The organism is Aureibaculum marinum (genome assembly GCF_003813905.1).
Taxonomy (GTDB): domain Bacteria; phylum Bacteroidota; class Bacteroidia; order Flavobacteriales; family Flavobacteriaceae; genus Aureibaculum; species Aureibaculum marinum.
In genome coordinates, this window is the sequence record NZ_RPFJ01000014.1 from 71,096 (window position 1) to 93,263 (window position 22,168).

The 22,168-nt window shown below is 29.8% G+C and carries 22 protein-coding genes and 1 tRNA gene; 18 read left to right on the forward strand and 5 right to left on the reverse strand.

The annotated features are described in order from the left end of the window. The first annotated feature begins 268 nt into the window (after nucleotides 1–268). The 11 genes from EGM88_RS11140 to EGM88_RS15940 all read left to right on the forward strand — a co-directional run bounded on the left by EGM88_RS11140 (nucleotide 269) and on the right by EGM88_RS15940 (nucleotide 8,187). Nucleotides 269–691, forward strand: a complete 423-nt coding sequence (locus EGM88_RS11140) for a hypothetical protein (protein ID WP_123898368.1) — start codon at nucleotides 269–271, stop codon at nucleotides 689–691. Next, entirely contained in the window at nucleotides 692–1,867 is a 1,176-nt protein-coding gene (locus tag EGM88_RS11145; protein ID WP_123898369.1) for a 5-(carboxyamino)imidazole ribonucleotide synthase, read from the forward strand. Nucleotides 1,868–1,936: 69 nt separating this feature from the next. After that, a complete protein-coding gene (locus EGM88_RS11150) occupies nucleotides 1,937–2,731 on the forward strand; it encodes a DUF2797 domain-containing protein (RefSeq protein WP_123898370.1) in 795 nt (264 codons plus the stop codon). Nucleotides 2,732–3,061: 330 nt separating this feature from the next. Then, complete coding sequence (locus EGM88_RS11155) at nucleotides 3,062–3,700, forward strand: hypothetical protein (protein WP_123898371.1); 639 nt, start codon at nucleotides 3,062–3,064, stop codon at nucleotides 3,698–3,700. A 12-nt stretch (nucleotides 3,701–3,712) separates the two neighbouring features. Next, a complete protein-coding gene (locus EGM88_RS11160; protein WP_123898372.1) occupies nucleotides 3,713–4,387 on the forward strand; it encodes a hypothetical protein in 675 nt (224 codons plus the stop codon). 180 nt (nucleotides 4,388–4,567) lie between these two features. Then, on the forward strand, nucleotides 4,568–5,350 hold the full coding sequence (locus tag EGM88_RS11165) for a sensor histidine kinase (RefSeq protein ID WP_123898373.1): 783 nt from the start codon (nucleotides 4,568–4,570) through the stop codon (nucleotides 5,348–5,350). After that, complete coding sequence (locus EGM88_RS11170; RefSeq protein ID WP_123898374.1) at nucleotides 5,343–5,978, forward strand: response regulator transcription factor; 636 nt, start codon at nucleotides 5,343–5,345, stop codon at nucleotides 5,976–5,978. The genes EGM88_RS11165 and EGM88_RS11170 overlap by 8 nt, the downstream gene beginning before the upstream one ends. Before the next feature lie 212 nt (nucleotides 5,979–6,190). Beyond that, nucleotides 6,191–7,084, forward strand: coding sequence for an ACP S-malonyltransferase (fabD, locus tag EGM88_RS11175; RefSeq protein WP_123898375.1), 894 nt, complete (start codon nucleotides 6,191–6,193; stop codon nucleotides 7,082–7,084). Further along, complete coding sequence (locus EGM88_RS11180; RefSeq protein ID WP_123898376.1) at nucleotides 7,084–7,836, forward strand: enoyl-CoA hydratase/isomerase family protein; 753 nt, start codon at nucleotides 7,084–7,086, stop codon at nucleotides 7,834–7,836. Before fabD ends, EGM88_RS11180 begins: the two co-directional genes overlap by 1 nt. 44 nt (nucleotides 7,837–7,880) lie before the next feature. Further along, nucleotides 7,881–8,015 carry a hypothetical protein gene (locus EGM88_RS16110; RefSeq protein ID WP_262696202.1) on the forward strand — a complete coding sequence of 45 codons (135 nt, stop codon included), beginning with the start codon at nucleotides 7,881–7,883 and terminating at the stop codon, nucleotides 8,013–8,015. A gap of 1 nt (nucleotide 8,016) precedes the next feature. Then, nucleotides 8,017–8,187, forward strand: a complete 171-nt coding sequence (locus EGM88_RS15940) for a hypothetical protein (protein ID WP_203229454.1) — start codon at nucleotides 8,017–8,019, stop codon at nucleotides 8,185–8,187. A gap of 50 nt (nucleotides 8,188–8,237) precedes the next feature. Here the strand turns inward: EGM88_RS15940 and EGM88_RS11185 are convergent, their stop codons facing one another. Further along, nucleotides 8,238–8,897, reverse strand: coding sequence for a hypothetical protein (locus EGM88_RS11185; RefSeq protein WP_123898377.1), 660 nt, complete (start codon nucleotides 8,895–8,897; stop codon nucleotides 8,238–8,240). 194 nt (nucleotides 8,898–9,091) lie between these two features. On the opposite strand from EGM88_RS11185, the gene EGM88_RS11190 reads away from it, so the two are divergent. Then, nucleotides 9,092–10,420, forward strand: a complete 1,329-nt coding sequence (locus tag EGM88_RS11190) for an aspartate kinase (protein WP_123898378.1) — start codon at nucleotides 9,092–9,094, stop codon at nucleotides 10,418–10,420. Nucleotides 10,421–10,503: 83 nt separating this feature from the next. On the opposite strand, the gene EGM88_RS11195 is transcribed toward EGM88_RS11190, so the two are convergent. The 3 genes from EGM88_RS11195 to EGM88_RS11205 all read right to left on the reverse strand — a co-directional run bounded on the left by EGM88_RS11195 (nucleotide 10,504) and on the right by EGM88_RS11205 (nucleotide 13,988). Continuing rightward, nucleotides 10,504–11,502: an NAD(P)H-dependent glycerol-3-phosphate dehydrogenase gene (locus EGM88_RS11195; RefSeq protein WP_123898379.1), complete on the reverse strand. Its 999-nt coding sequence runs from the start codon at nucleotides 11,500–11,502 to the stop codon at nucleotides 10,504–10,506. Continuing rightward, nucleotides 11,502–13,310 (reverse strand): GNAT family N-acyltransferase, encoded by a 1,809-nt coding sequence (locus EGM88_RS11200; protein ID WP_123898380.1) that lies wholly within the window; start codon nucleotides 13,308–13,310, stop codon nucleotides 11,502–11,504. Before EGM88_RS11200 ends, EGM88_RS11195 begins: the two co-directional genes overlap by 1 nt. 204 nt (nucleotides 13,311–13,514) lie before the next feature. After that, the gene (locus EGM88_RS11205; protein ID WP_123898381.1) at nucleotides 13,515–13,988 is read right to left on the reverse strand and encodes a GNAT family N-acetyltransferase; all 474 of its coding nucleotides are present in this window, start codon (nucleotides 13,986–13,988) and stop codon (nucleotides 13,515–13,517) included. A gap of 75 nt (nucleotides 13,989–14,063) precedes the next feature. Between EGM88_RS11205 and fbp the strand changes: the two genes are divergently transcribed. After that, the gene (fbp, locus tag EGM88_RS11210) at nucleotides 14,064–15,083 is read left to right on the forward strand and encodes a class 1 fructose-bisphosphatase (RefSeq protein WP_123898382.1); all 1,020 of its coding nucleotides are present in this window, start codon (nucleotides 14,064–14,066) and stop codon (nucleotides 15,081–15,083) included. 57 nt (nucleotides 15,084–15,140) lie between these two features. Here fbp and EGM88_RS11215 read toward each other — a convergent pair whose 3' ends face one another. Further along, nucleotides 15,141–16,727 carry an FMN-binding glutamate synthase family protein gene (locus EGM88_RS11215; protein WP_123898383.1) on the reverse strand — a complete coding sequence of 529 codons (1,587 nt, stop codon included), beginning with the start codon at nucleotides 16,725–16,727 and terminating at the stop codon, nucleotides 15,141–15,143. 180 nt (nucleotides 16,728–16,907) lie between these two features. Between EGM88_RS11215 and folB the strand changes: the two genes are divergently transcribed. The 5 genes from folB (at nucleotide 16,908) to EGM88_RS11240 (ending at nucleotide 22,083) form a co-directional block, all read left to right on the forward strand. Continuing rightward, the gene (gene folB / locus EGM88_RS11220; RefSeq protein WP_123898384.1) at nucleotides 16,908–17,264 is read left to right on the forward strand and encodes a dihydroneopterin aldolase; all 357 of its coding nucleotides are present in this window, start codon (nucleotides 16,908–16,910) and stop codon (nucleotides 17,262–17,264) included. Between the two features lie 62 nt (nucleotides 17,265–17,326). Next, nucleotides 17,327–17,397, forward strand: a tRNA-Cys gene (locus EGM88_RS11225). Nucleotides 17,398–17,557: 160 nt separating this feature from the next. Continuing rightward, complete coding sequence (locus EGM88_RS11230; RefSeq protein ID WP_123898385.1) at nucleotides 17,558–18,418, forward strand: MBL fold metallo-hydrolase; 861 nt, start codon at nucleotides 17,558–17,560, stop codon at nucleotides 18,416–18,418. A 10-nt stretch (nucleotides 18,419–18,428) separates the two neighbouring features. Next, nucleotides 18,429–20,120, forward strand: a complete 1,692-nt coding sequence (locus tag EGM88_RS11235) for a S8 family peptidase (protein ID WP_123898386.1) — start codon at nucleotides 18,429–18,431, stop codon at nucleotides 20,118–20,120. Between the two features lie 127 nt (nucleotides 20,121–20,247). Further along, nucleotides 20,248–22,083 carry a M1 family metallopeptidase gene (locus EGM88_RS11240; protein WP_123898387.1) on the forward strand — a complete coding sequence of 612 codons (1,836 nt, stop codon included), beginning with the start codon at nucleotides 20,248–20,250 and terminating at the stop codon, nucleotides 22,081–22,083. Nucleotides 22,084–22,168 lie beyond the last annotated feature (85 nt).

Below are 22,168 nucleotides of genomic sequence, written 5' to 3' on the forward strand. Positions count from 1 at the left end.
ACCTTTAAACCAAAATATGGACAGTATAAAATACAAATCCTCCAAACATATGGCCAACCACCATTTCCTATTTGTCAATGGAATTAACCAAAACAAACATTTTACATTCTTTCGCAATAGTACCAAACTATTACTATAATATTTCGCCAATAAAATACAAAAATCTCAGCTCTATATATACGGAGTTGAGATTTAGAGACAAAGATACTAAATATTTATTATTTCAAAATAGGATACCTTATATTTGTATTTAATTTGAGAAAACTACATGAAAAACATAATTGTTCCTTTTCTAATATATATAACACTAATTGGTTGTTCAGATACTGAAAGCTACAACAATCCTTATTTACCCGATGTAGCGGTTAACCAGACTGTTTACTTGAATAATCCTTCAAATAATGACCTTCTATTTGACGGTGGTTATGTAGAAATTTCTGGAGGTATTAAAGGCATAGTAGTATATCATGGAGCTAGTGATATTTTTTATGCTTATGATTTAGCTTGTCCAAATTCTGAACCGAATTCGTGTGTTAAAATGACAGTAGATGGTTTAAATATGATATGCTCTTGTGATGATACCCAATATGCTTTAGCCTTGGGTGGCACACCACAAAATGGAGGTAAATATGGAGCTAAGGAATATAAAGTAATAAACAACGGACAATCTTTATTAATTACAAATTTTTAAATGACAAATTATTTTTCTTCAGATTTTAAATTAGGTATCCTTGGAGGAGGTCAATTGGGTAAAATGCTATTGACCGAAACTCAAAAATTTGATATTTATACCTGCGTTTTAGATGCTGCCAAAGATGCTCCGTGTGCTAATATCTGTGATGAGTTTCATATTGGAAGCTTACTAGATTTTGACACTGTTTACAATTTTGGTAAACAAGTAAACACTTTAACCATTGAAATTGAAAATGTTAATGTTGATGCATTAGAAAAGTTAGAAAAAGAAGGTGTTAATGTTTTCCCTAACTCTAAAACAATCAGAACAATACAAAACAAAGCAAAACAAAAATTGTTTTATGTTGACCATAATATTCCAGCAGCTGAATTTTCTCGTTTTGCTTATACTGATGAAATTAAAACGGCATTAAAACATGAATCTCTAAGCTTTCCTTTTGTTTGGAAAAGTGCTCAATTTGGTTATGACGGTACAGGTGTTAAAATAATTAGAACACATAACGATTTAGATACATTACCAAATGTTGAATGCATTACCGAAAAACTAATACCCTTTAAAAATGAATTGGCGGTTATTGTTGCTAGAAATGCTAATGGCGATTTAAAAACATATCCAGTAGTTGAAATGGAATTTCACCCAGATGCCAATCAAGTAGAATATGTTATTTGTCCGGCCAGATTACCATCTACAATAACTGAAAATGCAGAAATTACTGCATTAAAAGTAGCAAAGGCGTTTAAACATGTAGGTTTATTGGCTGTAGAACTATTTTTAACCGAAAATGATGAAATTCTAGTCAACGAAGTTGCTCCTAGACCTCATAATAGCGGTCACTATAGTATAGAAGCCTCTTATACAAATCAGTTTGAACAGCACATAAGAGCTATATTAAATCTACCATTAGGTGATACTTCTAGCAAAGTTGGTGGTGTAATGGTTAACTTAGTAGGAGACGAAAATTATACCGGAAATGTTATTTATGAAAACATGGAAACCATATTAAAAATGGATGGTGTTACTCCACATATTTATGGGAAAAAAATAACTAAACCTTTCCGAAAAATGGGGCATGTTACTATTGTTCATCAAGATTTAAGTAAAGCTAGAAAAATAGCAGAAAAAGTAAAGAAAACAATACGCGTGATAAGTACCAATAAAACAAATAACAACTAATTCCACTTTCTAAAGTTTAGAATTTAGAGGGTAATTTTACTTGCTATTTGGTATCGAAATTTAAGTTTTATGTTTTATAAAGGAGTTTTACAAAAAATGATGACGGAGTTAGGTCCGCCTGTTCAGTATTATTTGCAATTAGAGAATGATTTTTTAAATGTAAATCAACTACTTAATAAAACATTAGAAATTTCTTTTGTTAAATATGAATGTTTAAATTGTCATTTAGATAAACCTATCTTCAGACAAGGATTTTGTAAAAATTGCTTTTTTGAAATACCTCAAGCTGCCGACTGGATTATGCGACCTGAATTAAGTACCGCACATTTAAATAAAGAAGACCGCGATTTAGAGTATGAAAAAAAAGTACAACTACAACCACACATTGTTTATTTGGCCAATTCTAGTAATATAAAAGTTGGGGTTACTCGAAAAACACAAATACCAACACGATGGATAGATCAAGGTGCTCACGAAGCAATAGAAATTGTTGAAGTTCCTAACAGATATTTAGCAGGAATTACTGAAATAGCTTTGAAAACATATGTTTCTGACAAGACAAACTGGCGTAAGATGCTAACCAATGAAATTACAGATGTTGATTTATTAGCTGAAAAGGAAAAGTTGGCAGATTATATCCCTGACGAAGTAAAACCTTATTATTTGGAAAACTATACCAAAGAAACTAATATTGAATTTCCTGTTTTGCAATATCCTTCAAAAGTAAAAAGTCTTAACCTAAGTAAAACACCAACTTATTCAGGTGTTTTAAAAGGTATAAAAGGACAATATTTAATATTTGAAGACAATACAGTCTTTAACATTAGAAGTAGTGAAGGCTATTATATAAATTTGAGTATTTAAAAAACACCTTGTTTACATTTAGAATAACAAAAAATTCTTAGACGTAATAAATATCTTTTTCATAGCAATTCTCCCATTCTAAATAGTTCATAGCAACTATTTTCATAGCAAATTCTTTACAATGAGGAGAAAGACATACTTACTTTATCTAAGAATTTTCTTTCAACTATTTTTCATTTACAAATTTGAAATATTAAAGACAACAATACAAGAGGCAAAACCCTTTATTTTAATAGGGGTTTTGCCTATTTAAAAAAGGGGGAAAATCCCCTTTTTTAAAAGTCATAATTATTTGTATTTTGCAGATACTTTCACTTAAAACTCTAAATTATGAATAATTTCACATTATTAAACCTCAAATTACACCCCTCATTTTTAGCATATTTTACACTTATATTTATTTTTATTTCTTGTGAAGAAAAAAAAATTAGTCACGAAAATAAAGAACCTACAAAAGAAATGTTAGCTCATATCATTGAAACTGAAAAAGCAGTAAACATGTATCAAAATTATAAAAAAGAACGTATTGATATATTAAAAGACACATTAAGTACATTATACGGCAAAGAATTCAATGATACCCGATTGGTACAGGTTAATTTAAAAATTCTAAAAAACTATATAGCATACGTAGAAAAAAGATCAAAAGAAAACAACATAAACCCAGAATCCTTACATTTCTATTTTAGTGTTTACCCAAGTAATAAAGAAGGAATACAAAAACACCATCAGACCTTTTTTATTGCTCCTGCAACAAAAGATGGCAACAATCAATATGGCTACACTCTTCAGAAAAAAGGTAATAAATCTGAAATTCTATATTTAAAAGATGTGTTGAGTAATCATAAAACATCTAACAACACAACACAAGACATACAAAAGGCAAGCTTTTTTTCCTTATCGCAAGACGAAGAAAACGGCTTAATATTTAATGATCAAAACAGTGTACCACCTTATGGCGGTTCTTAAAAAAATATTTTAATGTTAGACCTTTATAGGAATATCGGATTATTAGCTGAAGTAGCAGCTACCCTTGTTGGCACTATATTCTATTTCAAGTACAAAAACACTTCTTTTAAGTATATTTTGTTTGTGTTATGGCTTATAGTACTTACGGAAGTATTAGGATATTTTTATGAAGAATTAGGTATTTATTACACTGATAACAATGGCGATGTTTACAATTTATTTTTATACAATTTACTATCCTTTATTATATTTCCAGTCTATTATTTGATATACTATAGAACTTTAAAAAATACAACATATAAAAAGATAATTAAATTTTTTATTATAATTTTTATAACGCTGTGTGCTATTAATTGGTTGTTTTTTCAAAACTTCTTTACAGAAAATATGTTATACCCAAGAATTATAGCAAATCTATTTCTAACAATTAGCATTATTTTTTATTTTGTAGAATTATTGAAATCAGACAAAATAATTAATTTTCAAAGATCAATACCTTTTTGGGTAAGTGTAGGATTATTAATTTATTATACTTCTACAATTCCATTTACTGTGGTTCAAAATTCGTATATGTTCTCCAGTGAATCTGCTACTATAAAGATTTTTATTATGAGAAGTCTGCTGTCAACAGCAATGTATTTAATTTTTACATTCGGATTTATATGGAGCACGAAAGAAAAATACTAATTTTAGCAACTGGCGTAGTGTTAATAGCTATAATAGCTATGATTTCTCTATTCAGTATTTTTCAACATAAAAAAAATAAATTATTAGAAGATAATAACTCATTACGAAACGTAATAAAAAATAAATTATCTATTTACAAAGAAGAATCATAACTTTATAAATCATTGGAATGAGAAAATTATGAATAACAATTCAACAACACTAATATTAATAGCAAGCCTAACCGTAGTTGTATTAGTAGTTGTTATTATTATCATTTTTAGCATTTTTCAAAACAGAAAAATTAAATTTATTTTTGAGCAAAAGGCAATAAAACAAAAGTTTGATGAAGAACTTATAAAATCACAACTAGAAACTCAAGAACAAACTCTGCAAAATATTAGTTGGGAGTTACATGATAATGTAGGTCAATTACTTTCAGTTGCTAGAATGCAACTAAACATTGTACAACCAAATTTAAGTGAAGAACAAAAAAAAATTGTACAAGAAACTGGTGATATTATTTCTAAAACACTACAAGAAATAAGATCACTATCAAAACTGTTAAACCCTGAAGTTGTTAAAAATATTGGTTTACATGAAAGTATCCAAATGGAAATTGATCGTTTTAATAGATTAAAATATATAAAAGCGTCATTTGAAGTAAATGGTACAGTTACTGCTATAAATCAAGAAGATGAAATTATTTTATTTAGAATTATACAAGAGTTTCTCTCAAATTCTGTAAAACATTCAAAAACGAAAATAATGGAACTTAAAGCAACCTATACCAGTAATTTTTTAATTATTAACATACAAGATCACGGTATAGGTTTTAACAAACATTCTATAAAAAAAGGTTCTGGATTATTAAATATGGAAAGTCGTGCAAAACTAATTAATTCTAAATTTGAATTAAAATCTGAAAAAAATGTAGGAGTTTCATTAACTTTAACCTATCCAATACAAAAAACAGATGTCTAAACACACAATTGCAATAGTAGATGATCACCTTCTTTTTGCACAATCGTTAAAAAGTTTAATTAACACTTTTGATGATTTTGAAGTCATTCACCATGCATTAAATGGCAAAATTTTTATTGATGATTTAAAGAACAAAACTGAGCTGCCTAAAATAGTTTTAATGGATTTGAATATGCCTATTATGGATGGTCTTGAAACCACTAAATATTTAAATAAACACTATCCTAATATTAAAATATTGGCTTTATCTATGGATGATGATGAAAACTCCATACTAAAAATGATAAAGAACGGAGCTAAAGGATATTTACTCAAAGACATACATCCTAATATATTAAAAGAAGCTTTATACGGTTTAATTAACGAAGGGTATTATCATTCAAAAATGGTATCTGATACGTTAGTTCACTCCTTACACCCAAGTGCTGAAAAAAAAATAAACCTGTTAGATCGTGAGTTAGAATTTTTAAAATTGGCAAGTACCGAAATGACCTATAAAGAAATTGCCGATGTAATGCATTTAAGCCCTAAAACTATTGATGGTTATCGTGAACAACTATTTAAAAAATTGGAAGTTAAAAACCGAATTGGACTCGTAGTTTATGCTTTAAAAAATAATTTAGTTTAAATCAATTCTTGTAGATATACTCTATTTTCAATTTATATAAAAAAACATTTAGTAAAAAAAGTAATAAGTAACCAATAGTTTGCTCCATATCTATTGTGTAAAAGAACATTCACTTTAAAGTTTTATCATCTTATTAAAAAAGTATAAATTAATTGTCAATGCAGTTAGTTTCAAATTTTCTATTTTTGCATTACAACTTATAAAATCAACTTATGCACGCATATATTTTCCCTGGGCAAGGAGCCCAGTTTTCTGGAATGGGCTTAGACATTTACGAAAAATCTAATATTGCTCAAGAACTTTTTGAACAGGCCAATTCAATTTTAGGGTTTTCGATAACAGACATCATGTTTGAAGGTACTGCAGAGCAATTAAAAGAAACTAAAGTTACCCAACCAGCAATTTTTATACATTCGGTAGCGTTGGCCAAAACTTTAGGCGATAAATTTAAACCACAAATGGTAGCTGGTCATTCTCTTGGAGAATTTTCTGCGTTAGTTGCTAATGGCGTTTTATCTTTTGAAGATGGATTAAAACTTGTATCAAAGCGAGCGTTAGCTATGCAAAAAGCATGTGAATTGCAACCCTCTACAATGGCTGCAGTTTTAGGTTTAGAAGATCAAATTGTTGAAAATATCTGTTCAGAAACTAATGGAATAGTAGTAGCTGCAAATTATAATTGCCCAGGCCAATTAGTAATCTCTGGCGAAATTGAAGCTGTAAATTTGGCCTGTGAATCTTTAACAGCTGCAGGAGCAAGAAGAGCTTTAGTGCTTCCTGTAGGAGGTGCTTTTCATTCTCCATTGATGGAACCCGCACAAGAAGAATTAGCATCAGCTATTGAAAATACTACATTTAACGAACCTAATTGTCCTATTTACCAAAATGTTGTAGCATCAGCTGTTAATACTGCTAGCGAGATTAAGAAAAATTTAGTATCTCAATTAACTGCTCCTGTTAGATGGACTCAGTCTATCCAACAGATGGTTAAAGATGGTGCAACAGAATTTACCGAAGTTGGACCAGGAAATGTATTACAAGGTTTAATGAGAAAAATTGATAGATCTGTAACCACAAATGGAGCTAAACTTGAAGATAATAACTAATGGAAGGTTCAGTACTTACAAGTATTAGAGAAAATATTGCTACAGTTACTTTTCAACACCCTGCAAGTAATTCATTCCCCTCTGCATTACTAGAAAGATTAATAGAAAACATCAATCGTTTAAGTAATGACAATACCACTAGTGTTATTATATTGAAAAGTGAAGGAAAAAAAGCGTTTTGTGCTGGAGCTTCTTTTAATGAACTTATTACCATAGATAATTTGGAAGACGGTAAAAAATTCTTTTCAGGATTTGCCAACTTAATAAACGCTATGCGTACTTGTTCAAAATTGATAATTGGAAGAGTACATGGTAAAGCAGTTGGTGGTGGCGTTGGAATTATTGCAGCGACAGATTATTGCTTTGCTACAGAAAATTCAGACATTAGATTGTCTGAATTAAGCATTGGTATTGGTCCTTTTGTTATTGAACCAGCCATAACTCGTAAAGCAGGAATAGCAGCATTCAGCAAACTTACTTTAGACGCTACAGAGTGGCATTCTGCATATTGGGCAAAAGACCACAATCTATACTCTAGAGTGTTTGAAAACACAACAAGTATGGATGAATTTGTAGAAAAACTTTCAAAAAAATTGGCTAGTTATAACCCCGATGCCTTAACAGAGTTAAAAAAAATACTATGGAAAGGTACTGAAAATTGGAATACATTATTAATGGAAAGGGCGGCATTAAGTGGAGAATTAGTATTATCTAACTTTACAAAAGATGCTCTACAAAAATTTAAGAAATAATAGATTATATTAATTATTGAAGCTCATTAACTTAACTACATATTATGAATTTAATTTTAAAACTTCTTTTATATACTCCAACTCAAGAAGCAGGAGAAGTTTTTGAGCAACTCCTTTTTCCAATATTTCTTATTGTAGCAGTCTATTTAATTGTTAGAAACATAAAAAAGAAAAACTAACATGAACTTATTTGCACTAATAATACAGCAAGTTGATATTGAACAAAAAATAACCGACGCACCTGATAGTCGTTACGAAATAGGTGTCTTTATTGGCACATATCTACCTTTTGTTGTTCTTGTAGTTATTGCCTATTTTATGTATCATAGTGCTAAGAAGAAAAACAACTAAATGATTTTACCCTTAGTTTAGTGTTTACATCTTTTAAATTAATAAATATCTTAGGATAATTTCATATCCATTAAAATAGAAAAGGTCTGTTTAATATCTGTTTCCTTAACTACAATTGAAATTTCATGAGTTGTAGAAATTACTTCTTGTACCGGAATGTTTGCCCAAGCCAATTGTTTTAAAATAAAATAATATATTCCAGATTGTTCAATATTGGTTTTCGGTAATTTTATGGTTAAAGAAGCCAAATTATTTGCAGACCATAACAATTCTTCTTCTTTAAAATTATTCTCAATTTTAGATTCAATTTTTTTACTTATTACAATACTAGTTTCAAATACACCTTGAGAAATGGTAAAGAAATTATCATTATCATTACCAATATCACTCAGTAATTTAATAATTTTAGGCACTAAGGTTGGGGTATTTTTAAAAGTATAGTCACATAAGTCAGATCGCATTATAAAATCACCTGAAGACAAAGCAATTTTCTTTATATTTTTTCTAACTTTTAACACACTAGAAGGTGACAATCTATTTATGGCCATCATTATAGCCCCTTCTTTAATATCTTTTCTTAATAACCTTTCAACTTCTGGTTTTATTACCCTTGCTAAAGAAGAAACATTTATTAATTTATCATATAATGCTTCTTCAATAAAGGGAGTTTTGTTAATAATGGCCGTAACAGCCTCTTGTATTGTTTTCATTATAGTTTATGTTAACAGTTAATTATCAATTATATAGAACTACTATTAGATTACGCCAGAACCTATTCACTATTAAAGCGTAGAAATTCTCTTTTTAATGTTCAAATTTAAACTATTTGTTATAATTTGTAAAAATAAATTAAAAAGTTGCACATCACCAACAACATAGCAATTTTTGTATAAAATTTTAGATTATGATAGTTTTTAAGTTTGGAGGAACATCAGTTGGTAGTGCTGAAAACATGAAAAAAGTAGCAGCTATTATTAACGATTGTAACGAAAAAAAAATAGTAGTGCTATCTGCTGTATCAGGTACTACAAACAGTCTAGTTCAAATTAATGATTACTTAGCTCTTCATAAAAAAGAAGATGCTTTATTTTTGATAGATAAGCTTGAAAACTCTTACTATCAACTAATTAAAGAACTATATAATTTAACAAATTACCATACCAAAGCTAAATTATTTATTGAGAATAAATTTAAAGAAATTCGTTCTTTAGCTAATGAACCCATAAAAAATGATAAAATAATCTTAGCTCAAGGAGAAATTATTTCTACCAATTTATTTCAATTATATTTAACAGAAATAGAAAAAGATTCCTTACTAATTTCTGCCTTAGATTTTATGTCTATTGATGCTCATGAAGAACCTGAACAGGGTAATATCAAAGCAAAATTAAATAAGGTTTTAAATGACAACAATTATCAAACCTATATTACTCAAGGCTTTATTTGTTTAAATGCAAATAACGAAATTGATAATTTAAAAAGAGGTGGAAGTGATTATACTGCCTCATTAATTGGAGCTGCTGTGAATGCTGAAGAAATTCAAATTTGGACTGATATCGATGGTATGCATAATAATGATCCTAGATTTGTAGATAATACGTTTCCTATTGATGAAATTTCTTTTGATGAAGCTGCGGAATTGGCCTATTTTGGTGCAAAAATTTTGCATCCACAAAGTATTATTCCTGCACAAAAAAATAACATCCCAGTTTTATTAAAAAATACTTTTAATCCGACAGCTAAAGGAACATTAATAAAAAATTGTAACAATAGTATTGGTGTCAGGGCTATAGCAGCAAAAGATGGAATTATAGCTATAAAAATAAAATCGTATAGGATGTTAATGGCTTATGGCTTTTTAAAAAATGTTTTTGAAGTTTTTGAAAAATATCAAACTCCAATTGATATGATTACTACTTCCGAGATTGCTGTATCACTCACTATTGACAACCCAAAATATTTAAAAGAAATAATTGAAGATTTAAACACTTTTGGTAACGTTGAATATGATGTTGATATGAGTATTGTTTGTCTTGCTGGTAATTTTTCACATAGTGGAAAAGGGATTAGTGCTGCCGTTTTAAATTGTTTAACTGACGTGCCAATTCGTATGATTTCATATGGAGGAAGTCAATACAATATTTCTTTATTAATTGAAAAAAATGATAAAATAAAGGCTTTAAATTTATTAAATCAGGGTTTGTTTGCTGAAAGCATTCCTCATGCAGTTTAAAATAAAACAACACCCAATTCTAAATTATTATCTCTTATATAAAAAGAATTTAGAATTGGGTGTTGTTTTTACTTGTCACATTGCTAATCTAACCTTTCTGATAATTTCAAAAATTCTATTTTAGGATCTTTATTTTCATAAAGTATTTTATATACAGTATCGATTATTGGAGTTTTAGCACCATTCTTTTGCTTTATTTTATATGCACTTTTGGTAGCGTAATACCCCTCAGCAACCATACTCATCTCCATCATGGCCGATTTTACAGTATATCCTTTACCTATCATATTACCAAACATTCTATTTCTACTAAAAGTTGAATAACCTGTAACTAATAAATCTCCCAAATAAGCGGAATTATTAATATTGCGTTTCATTTTATGTACTTTTTTAATAAAACGTTTCATTTCTCTAATGGCATTAGACATTAATACTGCTTGAAAATTATCTCCATATCCAAGACCATGAGCCATTCCTGCAGCCATAGCATAAATATTCTTTAAAACAGCAGCATATTCTGTACCAACAATATCGTCAGAAGTTTTAGTGTTAATATATCTACTTTTTAAAAAACTGCTCATTAACTTAGCTTTACTCTCATCACTACACGCAAGTGTTAAATAAGAAAGTCGTTCTAAAGCTACTTCTTCTGCATGACAAGGTCCAGTAATAACACCTATATTGTCATAAGGAATATTATATTTTTTATGAAAGTATTCACCCACAATTAATCCAGATTCAGGTTCAATTCCTTTAATAGCAGAAAAGATAACTTTTCCCTCTAATGAAGTGGTTAACTTTTCTAATTCTTCTTTTAAAAATGCAGAAGGCACTGCAAAAATCAAATAATCAGCATAACTGACCATTTCGTTAATTTTATTACTTAAAAATAATTGATTTATATCGAACTCTACAGAACTGATATATTTTGGATTATGCTGGTTTTGTTTAATATGGTCTAAAACAGACTCACTACGCATATACCAACCAATTTCATTTACATTTTCACTTAACATTTTTACTATAGCTGTTGCCCAGCTACCACCACCAAAAACGGCTATTTTAGGTTGTTTTTTTGTCATTATAACGAGGTTTCGTTTTCAGAAAGTTTTTTTTCTAATTCTTCTTGAAATTCTTCCATTACTGGTCTTACAGTGCTTTCTGGCAAATCAGCTATTCTAATATACATTAAACCATCAACTGCATTATTAAATTTAGGATCTACATTAAAAGCAACCAGTTTTGCATTTTGCTTAACATATTTTTTCAACAAAACAGGCAAACGTAAAGTACCTGGTTCTAATTCATCAATAATTTTATCAAACTTTTGCATGTCTGATTTACTTTCATCAAATACAAAATCTTTATCTACATCATTTAATTTCACTTTATATTCCTTTTTAGGGTGAATATATTGAGCCAAATATGGATCATAATAATTAGATTTCATAAACTCAATCATTAAAGATTTAGAAAAGTTTGAAAATTGATTACTAATACTTACTCCACCTATTAAATATTTGTGTTCAGGGAATCTTAAAGTTACATGTACAATCCCTTTCCATAATAAAAACAAAGGCATTGGTTTTTGTTGATAATCCTTTATAATAAAGGCTCTACCCATTTCTATTGATTGTTCCATCATATGAAACAATTCTGCTTCCATTCTGAACAAAGTACTTATATAAAAACCTTTGATTCCATACTTTTTATAAATGTCTTTCCCCAATCCCATCCTATATGCACCAACAACCATATTTATAGCATTATCCCACAAAAACATATGATGATAATAATTGTCGTACTTATCAATATCAATAGCATTATTAGTACCTTCACCCACTTCTCTAAACGTAATTTCTCTTAATCGTCCTATTTCACGCAAAATATTTGGAATTTTTTCACTTTCAGCAAAAAAAACTTCATAATTTTTACTCTCAAGTAACCTATCATCATCGGCTCTTAATTTTTCAATTTCTTTACAAATTTTTTCTGTAGGTATAGGAGAAATTACTTCTTTTGGTTGTTTCGGAATTTTTAGAGAAGGTGTTTTTATTAATCGGGTATTAACTTCAAATGGTTTTGCCAACATATACGTTTTCTTACGAATAAATTGATGAAAATCATCTATGCTCTTATGCTCTTCTTGATCTTGAATAGAAATAGGTTTTCCTATTCTTACTTTTATAATTCTACTCTTTTGAGTTAATAACTCTGAGGGTAATTTAGCAGTTCTTAACGTATCATTTATTTTAGACAAAAAATAGAACAATCGACTATTTTTAGCATGAAAATAAATAGGTATAATAGGCACATTTGCTTTATTGATTAGTTTTATAGCACCTTCTTCCCAAGGTTTATCTACAATTAATTTACCATCGTGATACGTAGAAACTTCACCGGCCGGAAAAATACCTAACGGATAGCCATCTCTTAAATGTTGTAATGCATGTTTTATCCCTGAAACACTAGATTTTAAATCCTTCCGATCTTCAAAAGGATTTACAGGCATTACGTAAGGTTTAAGCGGTTCAATTCTATGCAATAAAAAATTAGCAATAATCTTATAATCTGGTCTTCTTTCGACTAAAAGTTTTAATAACAATATACCATCAATTCCTCCTAAAGGGTGATTGGAAACACTAATAAAAGCACCATTTTTTGGTATTCTTTTTAAATCTTCTTGAGGAATTTCAAATTTAATTTTAACTTCATCTAAAATTGCATTTAAAAAATCAACATTACTTTTATTTTTATGCTTTTTGTAAATTCTATTAAGCTTGGATATGCGAAGTACTTTTAATAAAATCCACCCCATAAAAGTACCTAAAAACCCATATTTATCTAGGTGTACTACTTTGGCAATTTCTTTAGAAGTTACTAATTCCATGTTGGGTTTTTGAGAACATCAAATATAGTTAATTTATTGAATTACGAGACACTCTATTTCTAGTGACACTTGTATTAATAAAACGATTTTTTTGCTACTTTAATAAAACACACCTTCATAAATGGGATATTAAAATAAACATTGTAAAATCTAAAAATATATTAGTAAATCTGAATTTCAATTGCATCAAAAACTATTTATCTATTATGACAAATATTCTAAAATTTTTTCTCGTGACATTTGACAAACATTCCATTCTTCAAAAACAGTAGCTCCAGTACTTTTATAAAAATTAACAGCAGGAGTATTCCAATTTAAGACCACCCATTCTACCCTATTTATATTATTTTCTAAAGCATAATTTAAAACTTTATCATACAAAGCCTTTCCTATTCCTTTTTGTCTATATTTTTCTGTTACAATTAAATCTTCTAAATGTAATGAGACTCCATCCCAAGTTGAAAATCTGTTATAAAAAAGAGCCATTCCAACTACTGAATTATCAATTTCAGCTAAATATATATAAAAAGAAGGATGCTCTTTAAACCCATGATTAATTAAATCGTTGACATTAATTTTAACCGCATTTGGTTCTTTTTCAAAAACAGCCAGTTCAGTAATTAATTTTAATACCGCTTCCATGTCTTCTGGCAAGGCTTCTCTAATTATATAACTCATATTTTAATAATGTTTGAACAAATTTAACGTTATTTGTATGTAGAACAAGTTGATATCTAACTAAATCATCAAAAAATGCAACAACATAGTACTCTTGGCGAATTTATAATAGAAAATCAAAAACAGTTTAAGTATTCTTCTGGTGAGTTATCCCGCCTTATCAATTCAATTAGATTGGCTGCAAAAGTAGTAAATCATGAAGTAAACAAAGCAGGGTTGGTAGATATTTTAGGAACTGCTGGTGACACAAACATTCAAGGTGAAGACCAGCAAAAATTAGATGTTTATGCCAATACTATTTTTATGGAAACCCTAACCAATAGGCAAATTGTCTGTGGTATTGCTAGTGAAGAAGAGGATGATTTTGTAACTATTTCAGGTAATGACCAAACAAACAACAATAAATATGTAGTTTTGATTGATCCTCTTGATGGATCTTCTAACATAGATGTGAATGTATCAGTAGGTACTATCTTTTCAATATACAGACGTATTACTAACCCAGGAACTCCAGTAGAATTGAAAGATTTTTTACAAGAAGGCAACAAACAAGTGGCTGCTGGTTACATTGTATATGGAACATCAACTATGTTGGTATTTACTACAGGACATGGAGTAAATGGTTTTACTTTAAATCCAGCAATAGGCACATTTTATTTATCACATCCTGACATGACTTTTCCAAAAGATGGTACAATTTATTCTATTAATGAAGGTAATTATGTTCATTTTCCTCAAGGTGTAAAAGATTATTTAAAATATTGTCAAATGGAAGAAGGTGATAGACCTTACACTTCACGCTATATTGGATCTTTAGTCTCTGATTTTCATAGAAATATGATTAAAGGAGGTATTTATATATATCCAACAAGCTCTAAAGCTCCAAAAGGGAAATTACGTTTACTTTACGAATGTAATCCAATAGCTTTTTTAGCAGAACAAGCGGGCGGAAAAGCTTCAGACGGTTACAGACGAATTTTAGATATAAAACCAACTGAATTGCATCAGCGTGTACCATTTTTCTGTGGAAGCATAAACATGGTAGATGTGGCTGAAAATTTTATGAAAAACTATCCTGATGATGCTAACTATTAACAACCTTCTTTGTCAAGTTACCAACATCTAAATTAAAAAAAATTTACAGTTTTATTATTACATTATTCTAGTTAAATGAAAGTATTTTTTATAACTTTCTGGAATAGTATCCATACTTAATAGAGACCCTTCTTCGATTGGAGGATAAATTTCATCATAAGTCAACACGTTATACATACCCACTCTTTTATTAATGTGCTTTCTTCTTAAATCATAAGGACCATCAAGACCAGCTGCAGCAATAAGCTCTAAAAAACTATGAATAGTTGCCTCATGATAATTATTTACTCTTACTGCTTTATCTTCAACCACTAATCCTTTTGTTAAAGATTTGTTTTGTGTTGCTACACCAACAGGACAAGTATTGGTATTACATTTTAATGCTTGAATACAACCAATTGATAACATCATAGCTCTTGCACTATTACACCCATCAGCACCTAAAGCAATTGCTCTAGCCATATGAAAACCAGTTATAATTTTTCCAGAAACTATTACTTTAATATCTTTTCGCAATCCAAAACCTCTTAACGTATCATGTACAAATACAAGACCTTCACGTAAAGGCATTCCAATAGAGTTTGCAAATTCTACTGGTGCTGCACCTGTTCCTCCCTCACCACCATCTACAGTTATAAAATCTGGTTTTATTCCTGTACAAATCATAGCTTCACAAAAATCCATAAATTCTTGTCTTCTTCCAATACACAATTTAAATCCAACAGGTTTTCCATCAGAAAGTTCACGTAACTTTTTGATAAAGTACATAAACTCAATAGGATTGCCAAAAGCAGAGTGCGATGGTGGAGAATGCACTGATTCAAAAGGTTTTACATGTCTAATCTTAGCTATTTCTTCTGTATTTTTAGATGCCGGTAAAATACCTCCATGTCCCGGTTTTGCTCCTTGAGACAATTTAATTTCTATCATCTTCACCTCTGGCCTAGTAGCATTTTCTCTAAAAGTTTTTTCATTAAATGTTCCATCTTCATTTCTACAACCAAAATACCCTGTTCCTATTTGCCAAATTAAATCTCCTCCATATTTTAAATGGTAAGGGCTTATCCCTCCTTCACCAGTATTGTGAGCAAAATTACCCATTTTGGCACCTTTGTTTAATGCCATAACGGCATTATCACTCAACGAACCAAAACTCATAGCTGAAATATTGAGCAAACTAGAATAATAAGGCTGTTTACAATCTGAACCTCCAATTTTTAACTTCGGAAACTTACCTATTTCCTTTGGGTTATGTTTGGCATACATAGAATGTTCCATCCATTCGTATCCAGAATGGTATAAATTCATTTGTGTACCAAAAGGTTCGGTATCATTAACCTTTTTAGCTCGTCTATATATTAATGATCTTAGTATTCTGTTTAAAGGCCGTCCTTCAGTATCTGTTTCAACAAAATATTGCATTATTTCAGGACGAATAGATTCTAATACATATCTAAACCTTCCTATTACAGGAAAATTTCTTCTAATGGTGTGTTTTTTTTGTACAATATCAATAACACCCATTAAAATAAGTGGTCCAAAAAGAATAAAGCTCCATAGAATTGGTAGCCAAAAAAAAGAAATGCCCACAATAACAATCACAACAAGAGCACTTATTAAAATAAACAATTCACGAGCTTTCATATTAAATAAATTATTAGTTCTTTATAGATATTATTATAAACTATTAACTGGTTTAACATTTTCTTAATATTCTGAAAATCTTAAACCAGTTTAATTGTGTTAAAGACAAATGTACAAATAACATTGATTATTAAAAAAGAACAGTAAACAATATTTATATTTACCAAAATTTTATAATCGATGGGAATAATAAAAATAAGAAATATAAGACTGTACGCTTATCACGGTTGTTTAAGTGAAGAAGGTAAAATTGGCTCTGAGTATAGAGTTGATTTATCAGTTAAAACAGACTTAATAAAATCAGCTCAAACTGACGACTTAAAAGATACTGTTGACTATGTTCATCTTAATAGAATTGTAAAAGAAGAAATGGCAATCAGATCTAAATTATTAGAAACAGTAGCTCATAGAATTTTAGAAAGAATTTTTAAAGAAATATCTATTGTAAAAAAAGCATCCATTGAGGTTTCAAAAGTTAATCCACCCATAGGAGGTAATGTAGCTTTGGTTACTATAAAAATGTCTAAGAAAAAATAACATAAATTTTTTATGTTATACCTATTAATTTGTTTAAATTTGCAAACTCAAAACAATAATTAGGCGTTGTGGCCGAGTGGCTAGGCAGAGCTCTGCAAAAGCTTGTACAGCGGTTCGAATCCGCTCGACGCCTCTTTTTTTTACAATATTTCAATAGCAAATGTTACTCTCTTTACATAAATAAAGAGAAATACAAAACACCAAATTTAAAATCACTTTCCTCTTCAATTTTCTCATATATTTAACATTAAATAGAGTAAAATTAAAGATATTTGTAATCTTTTAACAAAAAAATGAAGATTTACCCGATAGAAACAGGAAATTTCAAGTTAGATGGCGGTGCAATGTTTGGTGTAGTACCCAAATCGATTTGGCAAAAGACCAATCCGGCAGACGCCAATAACTTAATAGAAATGAGTATGAGGTCTCTTTTAATAGAAGATGGAAATCGATTAACTCTAATTGATACGGGATTGGGAAACAAACAATCTGACAAATTTTTTGGCTATTATCACTTGTTTGGGGACAAAACACTAGACTCTTCCTTAGCTAAGTTAGGTTTTTGTAAAGATGACATTACCGATGTCTTTTTAACACATTTGCATTTTGACCATTGTGGTGGTAGTATTGAATTCAACAAAGACAAAACAGCATATCAACCTGCTTTTAAAAATGCAAAATTTTGGTCGAACAAAGAACATTGGCTATGGGCAACTGAGCCTAATGCTCGTGAAAAAGCCTCTTTTTTAAAAGAAAACATCATACCAATTAAAGAAAGTGGACAATTGGAATTTATAAATCTTTCAGAAGATAATTATATAAAAAATTCTGAACTAAACTTTGATATTTTATGTGTTGATGGGCACACAGAAAAACAAATGATTCCTCATTTAAATTACAAAGGGAAAACATTGGTTTTTATGGCAGATCTATTACCAACTATTGGACATATACCTCTTCCTTATGTTATGAGTTATGATACCAGACCTTTATTAACTTTAAATGAAAAACAATCCTTTTTAAATTTAGCTGCAGATAAAAACTATTTTCTTTTTTTAGAACATGATGCCCACAACGAAATTTGTACGGTAAAGCATACAGAAAAAGGAGTTAGACTTGACAAAACATACACTTTTAACGAAATTTTTAATTAACTTGATAAATATGAGAATCTTAAAACTATTTTCTTTTGTAGCCATTGCTACATTACTAATAACCAGTTGTGGCACAGTAAAATCAACCACAACAACTAATTCTGTTAAAGAATACGTACTAACAACAGCTACTGATACCATAGTGCCTAAACTAGGCAAAATGACTAAGGAAGAAATACAAGCTTGGCCACATATGGATATTTTTACAGATTCAGTTCCTGGTATGAGTTTAGACAAAGCCTATACATTTGTAAAAAACAAAAAAGGAGAAATTGTAATTGTTGGAGTTATTGACTCAGGTATCGATATTGAACATGAAGATTTAAAAAATGTTGCCTGGATAAATGAAGACGAAATTCCAAATAATGGAATTGACGATGATAATAATGGTTACGTAGATGATATCCACGGATGGAATTTTTTAGGTGGTGAAAAAGGAACTTCTAACCCTGAACAATTAGAAATGACTAGAATGGTAAAAAAATGGATGCCAAAATTTGATGGAAAATCTGCAGAGGATATTGCAGAGGCAGACAAGGAAGATTTTGAATTGTTTACCAAACTAAAAAAGATAATCGATGAAAAAAATACTAGTGCTTCTAATCAAGTAACTCAATACAAAGCAGTAAAAGATATGATTTCTAAGGCCAATGATACTGTAACTACATTATTGGCTGGTAAAGAAATGACTATCGACAACTTAAATGCTATTAAGTTTGATGATCAGATGCTTGAGCAAGGCAAATTTACAATTATGAGAATTATTAGTAGTGGAGATAGTGTTGATAATGCCTTTAAACAATTAGATGGTATTGTTGACCATTATAGCAATCAGCTAAATTCTCAATACAAAATAGATTTTAATGGAAGAGTTGCCGGAGATAATCCTTATGACATTACTGATACTGATTACGGAAACCCTTATGTAATTGGTTCTAAAGATGACGAGATGCACGGAACACACGTTTCAGGTATTATTGCTGCAGAACGTAATAATGGTGTTGGAATGAACGGAGTAGCTCATAATGTAAAAATTATGGCCATTAGAGCTGTACCTGATGGAGATGAATATGATAAAGATGTTGCTTTAGCTATCCGCTATGCGGCAGATAACGGTGCTAAAGTAGTTAATATGAGTTTTGGAAAAAGCTATTCACCAAATGCTGAATGGGTTTATGACGCCATTAAATATGCAGAAGAAAAAGACGTATTATTAGTACATGCTGCTGGAAATGATGGCAGTAATATAGATACTGAGGAAAATTTCCCTAATGATTCTAAAGATAAAATTGTAGAATTTGCAGATAACGTGATTACTGTAGGAGCAATGACTAGACATTTTGATGACCAATTAGTTGCTTCATTTTCAAATTACGGCAAAAAAAATGTAGATATTTTTGCTCCGGGATTAGAAATATACTCTACAGTACCTAAAGATGAATACGAATCTATTCAAGGTACTTCAATGGCAGCTCCTGAAGTTGCTGGAGTAGCAGCATTGGTAAGATCATATTACCCAAACTTAACTGCTAGTGAGGTTAAAAAAGTTATTATGGATTCAGGTATTGAATTTAAAAAACCAGTAGTAAAACCTGGAAGTGATTCTGATAAGATTATGTTCCCTGAATTATCAGTTTCTGGCAGAATATTAAACGCTTACAACGCATTAATTTTAGCAGAAAAAATATCAGCTAATAAATAAAACATTTAAGTAAGAAAGGAAACTTTCAAAATTATAGTTAAAAGCCTGAAAAACTCATTTTCAGGCTTTTTTTTGGTATCAAACTTGTTATTGGTATCTTGCGTACTTATTTAAATCATATTTTACGATGAAAAAAATTACTTCTTTTTTAGCATTATTAATTACATTAACAGTTACAGCACAGAACATAGGGTATTGGCAACAACATGTTGATTATACCATGAATATTGATATGGATGTAGAAAATTATCAATACAATGGAACTCAAAAATTGATCTATACTAATAACTCACCAGATGTAATAAATCAAGTGTTTTATCATTTGCAATTTAATGCGTTTCAACCAGGAAGTGAAATGGATATTAGATTACAAAATATTGCTGATCCAGATGGTAGAATGGTTAACAATATTGGCACAAAAGAAGCTCCTATTTTTGAAAGTAGAATTGCTAAATTAAAACCTAACGAAATAGGTTTTATTAAGGTAAACTCATTAAAACAAGATGGTACTGATGTTAAATATGAAGTAATAGGTACCATTTTAAAAGTAACACTAAACACACCCATATTACCTAATACCAAAGCTACTTTTGACATGACATTTAAAGGCCAAGTACCTTTACAAATAAGACGTTCTGGAAGAAATAGTGAAGAAGGAGTTGCTTTGTCTATGACGCAATGGTATCCTAAATTGGCAGAATATGATTTTGAAGGATGGCATGCTAATCAATACATTGGAAGAGAATTTTATGGCGTTTGGGGAGATTTTGATGTAAAAATAACCATCGATAAAAATTATACAATTGGAGGTACTGGTTATTTGCAAAACCCTGACGAAATAGGGCATGGATATTCAGACAAGCCTGTAAAACATAAAAAGAAGGTGAAAAAATTAACATGGCATTTTAAAGCTCCAAATGTACATGATTTTACTTGGGCTGCAGACCCTGACTACATACACGATAAAATTAAAGGTGAAAATGATGTAACCTTACATTTTTTATATAAAAACAACAAAGAAAATATAGAAAACTGGAAAAAATTACAACCTAAAACTGCCGAATTACTAGCCTATTTTAACAAACATATTGGACCATACCCATATAAACAATACTCTGTAATTCAAGGTGGCGATGGAGGTATGGAATATGGTATGTGTACCTTAATAACTGGCAATCGTAGCTTTGGTTCATTGGTTGGGGTAACATCACATGAATTTGCACATAGCTGGTTTCAATTTATTTTGGCAACTAATGAAATCAAGCATGAATGGATGGATGAGGGCTTTACATCATATATTTCTAGTAGAGCAACTAATGAAATACTAAATCAAAATAAAGAAAACCCAAATGCAGGATCATATAGAGGTTATATAAGACTAGTAAAGTCTGGATTAGAAGAACCACTTACCACATATGCAGATCATTATACTTATAATTTTGCTTATGGTGCTGCAGCATATAGTAAAGGTGCTGTATTTTTAGCTCAACTAGGTTATGTTATTGGAGAAGAGAATCTAGAAAAAACTATAAAAAAATATTATCAAGATTTTAAATTTAAACATCCAACTCCTAATGATATAAAACGGACTGCAGAAAAAGTATCAGGTTTACAACTTGATTGGTATTTAACTTATTTTGTAAAAACAACGGCCTCTATAGATTATGCTATCGAAAGTGCAAACGACAACAAAATTATACTTAAAAGAGTAGGCAAAATGCCAATGCCAATTGATTTAGAAGTAACTTATACTGATGGCTCAACAGAAAACTTCTATATACCTTTACGTATGATGTTAGGTAAAAAACCTACTTCCGCTACTATTTTAAAGGATTGGTCATGGACTTCTCCTACTTACAGTTTAACGACTACTAAAACCATTAAAACTGTAGAAATAGATCCTTCAGGATTAATGGCAGATGTTGATAGTACTAATAATAGTTTTGGTATAGAAATGAAATAGTAATTTCTAAGTTAAATAAAAAATGTATAATGTTAGTTTTAATTATTGATTGGTGGTATTAAATCACAAAATAGTTCAAACTAAT